The 13,019-nt window shown below is 68.9% G+C and carries 14 protein-coding genes; 4 read left to right on the forward strand and 10 right to left on the reverse strand.

All coding sequences use genetic code 11. The features are described 5' to 3' along the window. The first annotated feature begins 47 nt into the window (after positions 1–47). Complete coding sequence (locus tag HD600_RS02545) at positions 48–1,349, forward strand: DUF4032 domain-containing protein (RefSeq protein ID WP_144797683.1); 1,302 nt, start codon at positions 48–50, stop codon at positions 1,347–1,349. 5 nt (positions 1,350–1,354) lie between these two features. Here the strand turns inward: HD600_RS02545 and HD600_RS02550 are convergent, their stop codons facing one another. The 6 genes from HD600_RS02550 to HD600_RS02575 form a co-directional block, all read right to left on the reverse strand. After that, positions 1,355–1,993 (reverse strand): NAD(P)-dependent oxidoreductase, encoded by a 639-nt coding sequence (locus HD600_RS02550; RefSeq protein WP_184281363.1) that lies wholly within the window; start codon positions 1,991–1,993, stop codon positions 1,355–1,357. Between the two features lie 76 nt (positions 1,994–2,069). After that, a complete protein-coding gene (gene rlmB / locus HD600_RS02555) occupies positions 2,070–3,080 on the reverse strand; it encodes a 23S rRNA (guanosine(2251)-2'-O)-methyltransferase RlmB (RefSeq protein WP_184281365.1) in 1,011 nt (336 codons plus the stop codon). Then, positions 3,073–4,482, reverse strand: a complete 1,410-nt coding sequence (cysS, locus tag HD600_RS02560; RefSeq protein WP_184281367.1) for a cysteine--tRNA ligase — start codon at positions 4,480–4,482, stop codon at positions 3,073–3,075. Before cysS ends, rlmB begins: the two co-directional genes overlap by 8 nt. After that, complete coding sequence (locus HD600_RS02565) at positions 4,479–4,979, reverse strand: GNAT family N-acetyltransferase (protein ID WP_184281369.1); 501 nt, start codon at positions 4,977–4,979, stop codon at positions 4,479–4,481. Before HD600_RS02565 ends, cysS begins: the two co-directional genes overlap by 4 nt. A 54-nt stretch (positions 4,980–5,033) precedes the next feature. Continuing rightward, entirely contained in the window at positions 5,034–6,221 is a 1,188-nt protein-coding gene (ispD, locus tag HD600_RS02570) for a 2-C-methyl-D-erythritol 4-phosphate cytidylyltransferase (protein ID WP_184281372.1), read from the reverse strand. A gap of 36 nt (positions 6,222–6,257) precedes the next feature. Beyond that, on the reverse strand, positions 6,258–6,740 hold the full coding sequence (locus tag HD600_RS02575) for a CarD family transcriptional regulator (protein WP_144797671.1): 483 nt from the start codon (positions 6,738–6,740) through the stop codon (positions 6,258–6,260). A 131-nt stretch (positions 6,741–6,871) separates the two neighbouring features. Here HD600_RS02575 and HD600_RS02580 point away from each other — a divergent pair, with 131 nt between their 5' ends. Further along, the gene (locus tag HD600_RS02580) at positions 6,872–7,345 is read left to right on the forward strand and encodes a DNA modification methylase (protein ID WP_144797669.1); all 474 of its coding nucleotides are present in this window, start codon (positions 6,872–6,874) and stop codon (positions 7,343–7,345) included. A 60-nt stretch (positions 7,346–7,405) separates the two neighbouring features. Here the strand turns inward: HD600_RS02580 and HD600_RS02585 are convergent, their stop codons facing one another. Both HD600_RS02585 and HD600_RS02590 read right to left on the reverse strand, forming a co-directional pair. Then, a complete protein-coding gene (locus tag HD600_RS02585; protein WP_184281373.1) occupies positions 7,406–8,089 on the reverse strand; it encodes a response regulator transcription factor in 684 nt (227 codons plus the stop codon). Continuing rightward, a complete protein-coding gene (locus tag HD600_RS02590) occupies positions 8,086–9,321 on the reverse strand; it encodes a sensor histidine kinase (protein WP_184281375.1) in 1,236 nt (411 codons plus the stop codon). The genes HD600_RS02585 and HD600_RS02590 overlap by 4 nt, the downstream gene beginning before the upstream one ends. A 194-nt stretch (positions 9,322–9,515) precedes the next feature. Between HD600_RS02590 and phoU the strand changes: the two genes are divergently transcribed. Next, positions 9,516–10,226, forward strand: a complete 711-nt coding sequence (gene phoU, locus HD600_RS02595) for a phosphate signaling complex protein PhoU (protein ID WP_184281377.1) — start codon at positions 9,516–9,518, stop codon at positions 10,224–10,226. A 72-nt stretch (positions 10,227–10,298) separates the two neighbouring features. Here phoU and HD600_RS02600 read toward each other — a convergent pair whose 3' ends face one another. Further along, complete coding sequence (locus HD600_RS02600) at positions 10,299–11,042, reverse strand: phosphoglyceromutase (RefSeq protein WP_144797661.1); 744 nt, start codon at positions 11,040–11,042, stop codon at positions 10,299–10,301. 33 nt (positions 11,043–11,075) lie between these two features. Here HD600_RS02600 and HD600_RS02605 point away from each other — a divergent pair, with 33 nt between their 5' ends. Next, a complete protein-coding gene (locus HD600_RS02605; RefSeq protein ID WP_184281379.1) occupies positions 11,076–11,900 on the forward strand; it encodes a class I SAM-dependent methyltransferase in 825 nt (274 codons plus the stop codon). Here HD600_RS02605 and ygfZ read toward each other — a convergent pair. Further along, the gene (gene ygfZ / locus HD600_RS02610) at positions 11,891–13,018 is read right to left on the reverse strand and encodes a CAF17-like 4Fe-4S cluster assembly/insertion protein YgfZ (protein ID WP_338402271.1); all 1,128 of its coding nucleotides are present in this window, start codon (positions 13,016–13,018) and stop codon (positions 11,891–11,893) included. The two genes, HD600_RS02605 and ygfZ, sit on opposite strands and share 10 nt — an antisense overlap. Position 13,019 lies beyond the last annotated feature (1 nt).

A 13,019-nucleotide genomic window follows, 5' to 3' on the forward strand; every position in this document is an offset into this window, starting at 1 on the left:
CACCCGCGCCGCGTCGTTTCTCCACCCGCATCGCAGGGAGAGGCAGCATGCAGGACGCGCTTCGGATCACCGCCAGCAAGATCAATCCCGAGCTGCTGGCGCTGCCGTGGTCGACGCCGCTGGCCAAGTGGCCGTCCGAACGGATCGTCTCCCTCCCCAAGGGCCTCTCCCGCCATCTCGTCCGATTCGCGGATCTCTCCGGCCGCGTCGTCGCCGTCAAGGAGACGACGGCGGAGATGGCGCAGCGCGAATACGACATGCTCGGCAACCTCGGGCGCCTCGACGTTCCGTGCGTGGATCGCGTGGCGGTCATCGCCGGCCGAACGGACAGTTCCGGGGCACCGCTGCCCGCCGTCCTCGTCACCTCTCACCTGCGGTTCTCCATGCCGTACCGCGCACTGTTCACGCGCGTGCTGCGCCCCGACACCGCGACGCGCCTGGTCGACGCGCTCGCCCTGCTCCTCGTGCGGCTGCACAACGTCGGCTTCTACTGGGGCGACGTCTCACTGTCGAACACCCTGTTCCGCCGCGACGCCGGCGCGTTCGCTGCGTATCTGGTGGATGCCGAGACCGGTGAGCTCCACGAAGAAGGGCTGACCGAGGGGCAACGGCTGTACGACCTGGATCTCGCCCGGACGAACATCGCCGGAGAGATCATGGACCTCGCCGCCGGCGGACGGCTCGAGCACGGCGTCGATGCCGTGGCCATCGCCGACGGCATCGTCTCGTCGTATCACTCGCTGTGGGCGGCCCTCACGGCGGAGGAGTCGTTCTCCGCCAACGAGACCTGGCGGATCACCGAGCGGGTCGAACGCCTGAACGCCCTGGGCTTCGACATCGATGAGATGTCGATGTCCACGACCACCGACGGCACGGTGGTCCACATCCAGCCCAAGGTCGTCGACGCCGGACACCATCAGCGCCGCCTCATCCGACTGACCGGGCTCGACGTCGAGGAGAACCAGGCGCGACGGCTCCTCAACGACCTCGACGAGTTCCGCGCGCGGTCCACGAAGGACTGGACGGACGAGGAGATGTACGCGCACGAGTGGCTCACGCGGGTCTTCGAGCCCGTCGTCCGGGCCATCCCCTACGAGCTGCGCGCGAAGCTCGAGCCCGCCGAGGTGTACCACCAGGTGCTCGAGCACCGCTGGTACCTCTCTCAGGCCAACGGGCGGTCCATCCCGCTCGCCGAGGTGCTCACGTCGTACATCAACGACGTGCTCCGTCACCGCCGCGACGAGGCGACGATCATGGGGCCGCCGACCGAGACGATGTCCCTCCCCGTGGTGACGGGCGCGATGCCCGCAGCCGACGAGGACGAGGTCGACTGGCGGGACCTCGTCTAGGCCCGTCAGTACCCGACGGTGAAGTTCTCGCGGTGGTGCTTCGGGTTCTCGATCTCGTCGACCACGGCGATGCCGAAGTCCGCGCCGGAGATGTAGGACTCACCGGCATCATCCGTGACGAGGACCTGGCCGCCATCCCGGTACTCTCCGGTGCGCTCTCCCGGTGCGAACATGCCGAAGCCACCGGCCGGGTGGATGAAGAACCAGTCCTTGCCGCTGTCGTCGGCCTGCAGGTCCTCGAGCACGCCGATCGCCTCCTGCGCCTCCGCCTTGAACTCCTCCGGGAAGCCGGAGTCGATCAGTCGGGGTCCACCGGGGGCGACGAGGCTCCCGCCGGCCCCGCCGACGACACCGAGCCGCACGTTCTCGCCGAGCGCCGCGAACAGCTCCGCCGTCGCGGCGCGGACCTTGCCGACCATGTCGCCGCGCGGCGAGACCGCCTGGATGACGACCTCGGCCTCCTCGATCTGCTCGAGAAGGCTCGGCACGTCGAGGATGGTCCCCTCGACGTACACGGCACCGTCGACCCGTGTGGCGGGGACGGACCGGGCGACCGAGATCACCGAGTGTCCGCGTGCCACCGCCTCTGCGACGATGTGCGAGCCGGCGTAGCCGGTGCCTCCGATGACGGCGATGCGGGTCATGTGATTCCTTCCGAGGAGCAGGTGTCTGTGAGTTCGAACCGTCTGGCCCGTCGGATATTCCGGGCCGGCGCCGGACTCAGGCGCGCGCGTCGGCCGCGCGCACCGTTGCGACCTGGTAGAGCGCGACGGATGCGGCGATTCCGGCGTTGAGCGACTCCGTGGCCGCCGAGATCGGGATCGAGACGATCTGGTCGCAGTTCTCGGTGACGAGGCGCGAGAGACCCTTGCCCTCGGATCCCACGACGATGACGACCGGTCGATCGGCGAGGGCGAGGTCCGGCAGGGAGACGTCTCCGCCGCCGTCGAGGCCGATCACGAACACGCCCTGCTTCTTGAACTCCTTGAGCTGCGTGGTGAGGTTCGTCGCCATCGCCACGGGGATGCGCGCGGCCGCACCGGCACTGGTCTTCCACGCGGCGGAGTTCACTCCGGCCGAACGACGCTGCGGAAGGATGATGCCGTGACCGCCGAACGCCGCGGTCGAGCGGATGATGGCTCCGAGGTTGCGCGGGTCGGTGATGCCGTCGAGGGCGACGAACAGCGGCACCTCGCCACTGTCGATCACCTTCTCCAGCAGATCCTGCGGGTGCGCGTACTCGTACGGCGGCACCTTGAGCGCCACGCCCTGGTGCACCCCGTCGAATCCGGCCATGCGGTCGAGTTCCTGCCTGGTCACCTCGAGGACGGGGATGCCGCGATGCGTCGCGATCGAGAGCATCTCCTTCACGCGGTCGTCCATCTCGACCCGCTGGGCGATGTAGAACGCCGTGGCGGGGATCTTCGCGCGCAACGCCTCGAGCACCGAGTTGCGCCCGGTGACGTTCTCGGTGTCGTCGCCGGCCTTCGCCTTGGGCGACCGGTTGGGGTTGCTCGGCGTGCTGGAACGTCCGCCGGGGCGTCCTTTGCCGCCCGCGGCCGCGTACCGCTCGTTCGCGGCCTTGCGCTTGCCTGCGACGTGCCAGGCGCGGTCCTCCGCCTTCGGCGTCGGCCCGCGGCCCTCGAGCGACTTGCGTCCGAGTCCACCGGTGCCCTTGGTGGCACCCTTCTTCTTGCTGTTGCCCGCTCCGGGGCGTGACGGCTTAGCCATTGATACTCCAATGAGTTCCGGCCGGAGTGTCCTCCAGCGTGATTCCTGCGGCCGCGATCGCGTCGCGGATACGATCCGCTGCCGCCCAGTCCTTTTCGGCGCGCGCGGTCGCGCGCTGTTCGATCATGGTGCGGACGAGCGCATCCAGCGCCGAGCTCTCGGCGTTCGCGTCCGTCTTCGCCCACTGCGTCGAGAGGGGATTGATCCCGAGGATGTCCGTCATCCGCATGACGTCCATCACGTCCTGCTTGGCCTCTTCGTGCTTGCCCGCATCCAACAGTGCGTTACCCGAACGGATGCTGCTGTGGATCGCGGCGAGCGCACGCGGTACCGCGAGGTCATCGTTCATGGCCTCCCAGAACTCCGTCGGCAGGCCTTCCTTGTACTCGGCCCAGCCGGGCCCGGCCAGTCGCTGACCGCGCTCGAGGAAGGTGCGGATGCGTCCGAGTGCGGCGTCGGCCTCCGCCCAGGTGGACTCGCTGAGGTCGAGGCTCGACCGATAGTGTGCGGCGGCGAGCGCATAGCGGACGACCAGCGGGTCGTGCGCGCCCAGCACGTCGGCGGCGAGGGTGAAGTTCCCGAGCGACTTGGACATCTTCTGACCATCGACGGTCACCAGGCCGTTGTGCACCCAGTAGCGCGCGAAGGCGTCGCCCGCTGCCGTCGACTGCGCCAGCTCGTTCTCGTGGTGCGGGAAACGCAGGTCGAGACCGCCGCCGTGGATGTCGAATTCGCCGCCGAGATAGCGCTTGGACATCGCGGAGCACTCGATGTGCCAGCCAGGACGTCCCGCTCCCCACGGCGAGGACCAGTGGGCGTCTCCCGGTTCGTCGCTCTTGGCGCCTTTCCAGAGCGCGAAGTCCTGCGAGTTGCGCTTGCCACGCGGGTCGGCGTCCTCGGCCGCCTCCATCGCATCGACGGACTGGTGCGTCAGCGCGCCGTATTCCGGCCAGGACCGCACATCGAAGTACACGTCGCCCGAATCGTCGGGCGCAGGGTAGGCGTGTCCGCGCTCGATCAGAGTCGCGATGAGTTCCTGCATCTGCGGGATGGATGCCGTGGCGCGCGGCTCGTACGTGGGCGGCAGGATGCCGATGCCGGCGTACGCCGCCGTGAACTCCTGCTCCATGCGATAGGCCAGAGCCCACCACGGCTCGGCGTCCGAGGCGTTGGCGATCACCTTGTCGTCGATGTCGGTGACGTTGCGCACGAACGTCACGCGGCCGTAGCGGTGGGTGAGCCAGCGTCGCAGGATGTCGAAGCTCAGTGCCGCACGGACGTGACCGATGTGCGGACCGGACTGCACCGTGGGCCCGCAGACGTACATCGTGATGTTCTCGGGGTCGAGAGGCACGAAGTCGCGCAGTTGCTGAGCGCGGGTGTCGTAGAGGCGGAGAGTCACTGCTCCAGCGTACCGGGGACCGCCTGCATGGACCCCTGTGTGAGGTCGCGGCGGTAGAACACCGACTCCGGATCCTCCCGGTAGTCGCCGAACGGACCGCACGGCGTGTACCCCTCGGAGAGGTAGAGGCCACGCGCTGCCCGGAAGTCCGCCGTCGAACCGGTCTCGAGCCAGAGCGTCGTGATGCCCTCCGCACGTGCGAGATCCGTGAGGTGGCGCAGCAGCAGCCTGCCCAGCCCCTGTCCGCGAACGGACGGTGCGGTGCGCATGGACTTCAGCTCGGCATCCTGCGGTCCTGTGCGCCGGTATCCGCCCACCGCGAGGATCTCCTCATCGCGCCAGACGGTCACGAAGCGGACCTCGGGTGCCCGCAGTGCGTCGACGTCGAGCGCGTGGACGCTCTCGTCCGGGGACTGGCGGTACATGTCCGCGAGATGCTCGAGCACGAACGCGCGGCTTCTCGGGTCGGTCAGATCGTCGTCGCGGAACTGCCACATGTCCACATGCTCGCACGCGGACGTTTCCGTCTCGTGTCGCGTCATCCGGTGGATTCAGACCAGCGGCACGACCATGGCGACGGCCATGGCGGAGATGCCATCGCCGCGCCCGGAGAACCCCAGGCCGTCCGTGGTGGTGGCCGTCACCGACACGGGGGCACCGCCGAGCGCCGCCGACAACACGCGCTCTGCTTCGGCACGCCGACCGCTGAACCGCGGGCGGTTGCCCTGGAACTGCACGGACACGTTGCCGATGCCGAACCCGGCGTCCGCGAGGAGTTCCCTCGTGCGGGCGAGGAAGACGTCACCGTGCGCGCCGGCGTACTCCGGGTGCGCCGTGCCGAAGTGCTCCCCGATGTCTCCGAGACCGGCCGCACCCAACAGTGCGTCGACGATCGCGTGAGCGACGGCATCGCCGTCCGAGTGCCCGGACAACGCGGTCTCCCCCGGCCACTGCAGCCCCGCCAGCCAGAGGTCGCCCTCGCCGCCGAAGGCGTGCACGTCGGTCCCGATCCCGACCCGACCGACGGTCGTCGAGCCCCGCTCGGGAGAGAGCAGTCGGCGGGCTCTTTCGAGATCGGCGGGCACCGTGATCTTGAACGCCACCGGCGAGCCGGGGATGTGGACGACGGGGTGCCCGGCTGCCGCGTACAGGGCCGCGTCGTCGGTGTACTCGGCCCCGGAGTCGAGCGCGAGGGCGTATGCCTTCTCGAGAAGGGCGCGCGGGAACCCCTGCGGGGTCTGCGCCGCGACGAGCTCCGAGCGATCGACGGCCTCGACGACCGCGGAACCGGAGACGCGCTTGAGCGTGTTCACCACGGGAAGAGCGGGGAGGACACCGCGATCGTCCGTCACCGCCTGCGCCACGGCGTCGATCTGCGCTGCCGGAGTGAGGGGGCGCGCCGCATCGTGCACGAGCACCGTCTCGACGTCGCCCCACAGCGCGCGCAGACCGGCCGCGACGGACTGTTGCCTGGTCGCTCCGCCGGTGACGACACGTCCGAGTTCGACGCGGTCGCCTGCGGCGGCGCGCAGCTCACTCTCGGCATCGCCTTCGTGTCCGGCCGGCGCGACGACGATCACCTGTGCGGGGGCCGCCTGGAACACCTGGTCGAGAGCATGCCGGAGCACCGAGTGCTCATCGATGCCGACGAGCGCCTTCGGCGCATCGGCCCCCAGACGAGTACCGGAGCCGGCTGCGACGACGATGATCGCCGTCGCCGGCACAGGAAGCAGAGTCACCCTGTCAGCCTACCGAGGCGCCGATGACCCCGGATGTCAGGACGCGAGGACCTCGTCGAGCAGCGAGCCCGCCTTGTCCTCGTCGCACTTCTCCGCGAGCGCGAGCTCGGAGATGAGGATCTGGCGAGCCTTCGCCAGCATGCGCTTCTCCCCCGCGGACAGACCGCGGTCCTGGTCACGACGCCACAGGTCGCGAACGACCTCGCTGACCTTGATCACATCGCCGGAGGCGAGCTTCTCAAGGTTCGCCTTGTACCGGCGGGACCAGTTTGTGGGCTCTTCCGTGAACGGCGCGCGCAGGACCTCGAACACGTGGTCGAGACCCTCCTGGCCGATGACATCGCGGACGCCGACGAGGTCGACGTTCTCTGCCGGCACTTCGATGATCAGATCGCCCTGGGTGACGTTGAGCTTCAGATACTTCTTCGTCTCGCCCTTGATGACGCGATCCTTGACCTCGATGATCGTCGCGGCCCCATGGTGCGGATAGACGACCGTTTCGCCAACCTCAAAAAGCATAAAATCGTGTCCTTTCGGCAACCTCCAGAATACCACAGGCGACATGCGCTAAGGTTTGCCCCCGCAGGGTCCGACGGAGGGCGGGCGTTACCCATAGAATGGACTGAATTCCCACAGCTCCAGGAGGATCCGTGAAATCGCGCCTTGTAGCATCCGCTGCCCTCAGCGCCCTCGTTCTGCTCGGCGCAACCGGATGCACGTTCATCACGCCTCAGTCGACGAACATCAAGTACTCGGCTGCTGACGGGGTGAACATCCCCGACTCCGACGGTCCGCTCGAGATCCGCAACGCGGTGGTCATCGCCACGGAAGACGGCTCGACCGGCAACCTCGTCGCCGCGATCGTCAACCCGACCGACCGCAGTGAGACCCTCACGGTCGAGATCGAGGGCGTCGAGCCGCTCACGCTGCGCGTCGGCGCCGGCGACCAGCTGAGCCTCGGCGCCAACGCCGAGCCGCTGCGCATCGACGGACTCGACGCCAAGCCCGGAGCGACCGTGACGATGTACTTCCAGTCCGGAGATGCGATCGGCGCGACGGCCGACGTCCCCGTGCTCGACGGCACCCTGTCCTACTACGCCGACCTCGTCCCTGAAGAGGACTGAGCAAACTCGAGACATGCGAGAGGCCGGCACCCGACGGGTGCCGGCCTCTCGCATTCCCCATCACCCTTCGAAGCGGTACCCCAACCCGCGGACGGTCACGAGCATGACCGGCTCCCCCGGGTTCTCCTCAATGCGCGACCGGATCCGCTTGATGTGCACGTCCAGCGTCTTCGTGTCGCCGAAGTAGTCACTTCCCCACACACGATCGATGAGCTGGCCCCTGGTGAGGACGCGCCCCGAGTTGCGCATGAGCATCTCCAGGAGTTCGAACTCCTTGAGCGGCATGCTGATCTCCTCCCCGGCGACGGTGACCGTGTGGCGATCGATGTCGAGCGAGACCCGGCCGCCCTCCAGCACGCGCTCCTCCAGATCACCCTCGTCCGGCACCGCACGGCGCAGGACAGCGCGCATCCTGGCGAGGAGCTCTCGCGACGAATACGGCTTCGTGATGTAGTCGTCCGCGCCGAGCTCGAGACCCACGACGATGTCGACCTCGGAGTCCTTCGCGGTGAGCATGATGATCGGCACCGCGGATGTCGCGCGGATCTGCCGGCACACCTCGGTGCCCGGGATGCCGGGGAGCATGAGGTCCAGCAGGATGATGTCCGCGCCGCCTTCCCGGAAGGCGGACACGGCCCCCGGCCCATCCTCTGCGATCTCGACGTCGTACCCCTCGCGTCGGAGCAGGTAGGCGAGCGGATCCGCAAGGTCCGGTTCGTCCTCGACGAGAAGGATGCGGGTCATGCGTTCTCTCCGTTCCCGACACGCGCGTCCTCGGCTGTCGCCGAGCCCTTTCGCGCGTGCTTCTTCTTCTTGTTCTTCTTCTTGGCCTTCTTCTCGTCCTGGCCCGCCGGGCCGTCGATCCGAGGAAGGACGATCGTGAACGTCGACCCACGACCCGGCCTCGACCACAGGCGCACCTCACCGCCGTGGCGCTGCGTCGCGTGCTTGACGATCGAAAGCCCCAGGCCGGTTCCCCCTGTGCGTCGCGACCTCGCATCGTCCGCGCGGTAGAAGCGCTCGAAGATGCGCTCCCTGTCCGCTTCGTCGATGCCGATCCCCTGGTCGGAGATCGCGATCTCCACCGTCTCACCGTCGATCTTGACCCCCGCCCCCACGCGGGACCCCGCCGGCGAGTACGCGATCGCGTTGGCGATGAGGTTCCCGACGGCCTCGATGAGGGTCTGCGCGTCCCCGCGCACGAAGGCGCGACGGTCGCCGCCTCGGATCAACTCCACCCCGGCGGATTCCGCCTGCACCGCATGCGCCTCGATCGACGCGGCGACGACCTCGTCGATCGACACCGGTTCGGTCTCCGTGACCCCGTCGGACGCCTGCAGCCGCGACAGACTCATGATGCGTCGGGTGAGCTGGCCGAGCCTGATGGCCTCCGCGGAGATGCGGGCGGCGAAGTCGCGCACCTGATCCGGATCGTCCGCCGCCGACTCGATCGCCTCCGCCAGCAGGATCACAGCGCCCACCGGCGTCTTCAACTCATGGCTGGTGTTGGCCACGAAGTCGCGCCGCACCTGTTCGAGGCGCTCCTGCTCCGTGATGTCGCGGAGGATGAGCAGGACGAGTCTCCCCCCGAGCACGCTCGCGCGCGCGGAGACGAGCCGAGGGTCGAGGCTGACGGCGGATCTGCTCAGTCGCACCGTCTCGGTCGTGGCGATTCCCGAGGCGCGAACGACGCGGACCAGCTCCCGGAACTCGCCGTTCTCGAGGCCCGCTCCGACCGCGATCCCGTACCGGGCAGCCGCGGGCGACGTAGCCAGGACGAGACCCGACGCATCGACCACGCAGGCGGCGTCGTCCATGCCGTCCAGGACCTCCGCTGCACCGTGCGGGACCTCGGCGGACGTGGCTTCGCTGTTCGTGACCCGCGAGCGCCGCGCCCAGGCGATGATGGCGGACAATCCCACGCCGATCACCAGCCCGACGGCGAGTGCGATGAGCGCGATCGACCCCGGGTTCATGCCTCAAGCGTAGGCCCGGTTCGCCCTCCGTCCCGCATGTTTCCGCATGATCGAGCCCCCTTCCGACGTAGTGTTCATCCATTGGGCACCGTTCGTTAACCTTCGGCGACCACAATCACTGCGGACGCCCGCACTCTCGGTGTCCACCGGCCGGCGACACCCGTCCGAGATCCGAACGAAAGGTAGCGACGATCATGCGCGAAGTCTTCCACCAGTCCCTCGAGGACATCCAGTCCCGCCTCGTGGAGATCACCGACCTCGTCACCGTCGCCATCGACAAGGCGACGCGCGCCTTCGCGAAGAGCGACGTCGCCATGGCCGAGGAGGTCATCGCCGACGACGCCCGCATCGACGAGCTGACCGTGAGTCTCGACGAGCTCGCGATCGAGGTGCTCGCCCGCCAGCAGCCCGTCGCCCGAGACCTGCGGATCGTCGTGTTCGCCCTGCGTGTGAGTGCATCGCTCGAACGGATGGGCGACATGGCCGAGCACATCGCACAGCTCGCGCGTCTGCGCTTCCCCGAACGTGCGATCCCGAAGGGCCTCAAGGGCACCTTCAAGAAGATGGGCGAGCGGGATGTCGAGATCTCCCGCACGCTGTCCGAGCTGTTGCGCACCCAGGACCTGCGCCTGGCCGATGAGATCCGCAACGCGGACGACGACGTCGATGAGCTGCACGCGCTCGTGTTCGAGAAGGTTCTCAGCGACAACTGGAAGGGCGAGCCGACGGCGACGGTGGATGCGACACTCGCCAGTCGCTACCACGAGCGGTTCGCCGACCACGCGGTGGCAGTGGCCAAGAAGGTCGTGTACCTCGCCACGGGCGACTGGGCCGTCGCCGAGGAGGACATCGCCATCGCCGCCGAGGCGCACGAGGCTGCTGCCCGCCGGGCCGGCCTCGACTGATCCGTCCGAAGACGCCGGAACCCCGTCGCCTCTTTCGAGATGACGGGGTTCCGGTGTTTCGCGCTGAGGCTCTTACTTCTTGCCCTGCGCTGCGACGGCCGCGGCGCCGGCGGCGGCGGCCTCGGGGTCGAGGTACCGTGCGGGGCCGGTCGGGACGTTGTCGTCGTCGAGCTCGTAGACCAGCGGGATGCCGGTGGGGATGTTCAGTTCGGCGATGTCCTCGTCGCTGATGCCGTCGAGGTGCTTGACCAGACCGCGCAGCGAGTTGCCGTGGGCGGCGACGAGCACGGTCTTGCCGGCCTCGAGGTCGGGGACGATCGCGCTCTCCCAGTAGGGCAGCATGCGGTCGATGACGATCTTCAGGGACTCGGTGCGGGGCACCTCGCCGTCCATGCCGACGTAGCGCGGGTCGTTCACCTGGCTGAACTCGCTGTCATCGTCCAGGAGGGGCGGCGGCACGTCGAACGAGCGGCGCCACAGCTGGAACTGCTCAGGGCCGAACTCCTCGAGCGTCTGCGCCTTGTCCTTGCCCTGGAGCGCACCGTAGTGACGCTCGTTGAGGCGCCAGGAGCGCTTGACCGGGATCCACAGTCGGTCGGCGGCATCCAGCGCGATGTTCGCCGTCTGGATCGCGCGGCTGAGCATCGACGTGTGCAGGACGTCGGGCAGAAGCCCGGACTCGGCGAGGAGCTCGCCGCCCCGGCGGGCTTCGTTCTTGCCCTGGTCGGTGAGACGGACGTCCACCCATCCGGTGAACAGGTTCAATTCGTTCCACTCGCTCTGGCCGTGGCGGAGCAGGATGAGAGTGCGGGTCATGGCACCAGTCTATGCCGGTGGGAGAATGATCCCATGGCCTCCACGCACGTCGGGCGTCCCACGAGGGGCACCACCGGGACGAACAGGCTCCGGCGCAACGACCGCTGGATCGCCGCGAGCGCGGCGTTCCGATCGGCCGCCGATCCTCTCGTGGTCGACCTCGGATACGGCGCGAGCGGTGTGACCGCTTTCGAGCTCGCGACCCGCCTGACGAAGGTTCGCGCGGACGCGGAGGTCCTCGGCGTCGAGCTCGCGCCGGAACGAGTCGCGACGGCGCGCGCGCAGTTGGAACAGGTGCGCGCAGGCACCACGCCGTTCGCTCCTGACCTACCGGTGTCCTTCGCCAGGGGCGGTTTCGAGGTGCCGTTGCCCGACGGGCGGAGTGCCTCCGTGATCCGCGCCATGAACGTGCTGCGCCAGTACGACGAGGGCGACGTCGCGGAGGCGTGGCGATCCTTGACGTCGCGTCTGGCGAAGGGCGGCATGCTCTGCGAAGGCACGTGCGACGAGATCGGACGCATCGGCAGCTGGGTCGACGTCGAACCAGGCGGATCACCGGTGCGCTTCACGATCTCACTGCGTCTGGCGGAGCTGGAGCGTCCAGGGGTGGTGGCGGAGCGCCTGCCCAAGGCGCTGATCCACCGGAACATCCCCGGCGAGCGGGTCCATGATCTGCTCGTGGCCCTCGATCGGGAGTGGGAGCGTGCCGCTCCCCTGTCGACGTTCGGTGCGACGCAGCGCTTCGTCGCCGCGGTCTCCGGTCTGAAGGCTCAGGGCTGGCCGGTGCAGGGCAGTCGTTCGCGGTGGCGTCTGGGGGAACTCACCGTTCCGTGGGATGCCGTGGCACCTCAGCCCTGAGCGCGTCGCGGGTCCTGGCCCTCCGGACGACGTGAGAGACGGGTCAGCCGGGGCACGTCGGCGGTGGCACCGGCATCCGCCGGGACGATCACCTGCTGTGCGGCGGCGATGTCGACGCCGTCGGCGCGCACGACGAGGTCGCCGGTCGGCGCGCGACGCGAGAGGATCGCCAGGGCGATCGGCCCGTCCTCGTGATGGCGGGCGACAGAGGTGATGGCGCCGACCTCGTCCTCACCGGCGAACACCGGAGCACCGGCTGCGGGAAGGACGTCGGCGCTTCCGTCGAGCTGCAACGCGGCCAGCCGACGCGGCGGGTGGCCGAGGTTGTGCACCTTCGCGACCGTCTCCTGACCGCGGTAGCAGCCCTTGTTGAGGTGCACGGCGCTGCGGATCCAGTCGGATTCATGCGGGAGGGAGCGCTCGTCGACCTCTGCGGCCCAGCGTGGCCGCCACGCGGCGACTCGGAGCGCTTCGGCGGCGAGCACGCCGGCCGCCGCGATGTCCTCCAGGGCAGGAACGGATGCCTCGGCGTCGAGGATCGCGATGCGCCAGCGATAGCCCTCGGCCGGATGCTCGTCGATCACGGAGTACTGGTGGCCGCCGATCTGCACGGCGTTCCACGGATCGGCCCACACCAGCGGTGTCCCGTTCGGAGCGAGGGCGGCTGCGGTGACAGCGGACTCCGCCGCCCCTCCGGCGAACGCACCGACGAGAGCGAGATCATCGCGCACGCGCACCGTCACGCGGGAGCGGAACACCATCCGCGTGAGCCACGTCGCGAGCGCGTCGACGTCTCCGGAATCGGCGATGAGCCAGACCGATGCGCCGTCTTCCAGCACTCCGGCGGCGTGCTCGACGCGCCCCTGCGGATCGAGGATCAGCAGTTCGGTGCTCTCACCCGGACGAAGCCCGGTCAGCGCCTGCGACGTGATCGAGTCGAGCCAGGTCAGCCGATCCTCGCCGGCCACCTCGATGACGGTGCGGTCTCCCAGCAGCACCGCGGCGGAGCCGTCCGCGAGACGGCGCTGCTCGCGCATCGGCTCGCCGTAGTGCGAGATGATGCCGTCGTCGGCCACGGCACCCGGCCGGGACGCGAACGCGTCGGCGAGGGCGGACACG

Source organism: Microbacterium ginsengiterrae (assembly GCF_014205075.1).
GTDB lineage: Bacteria > Actinomycetota > Actinomycetes > Actinomycetales > Microbacteriaceae > Microbacterium > Microbacterium ginsengiterrae.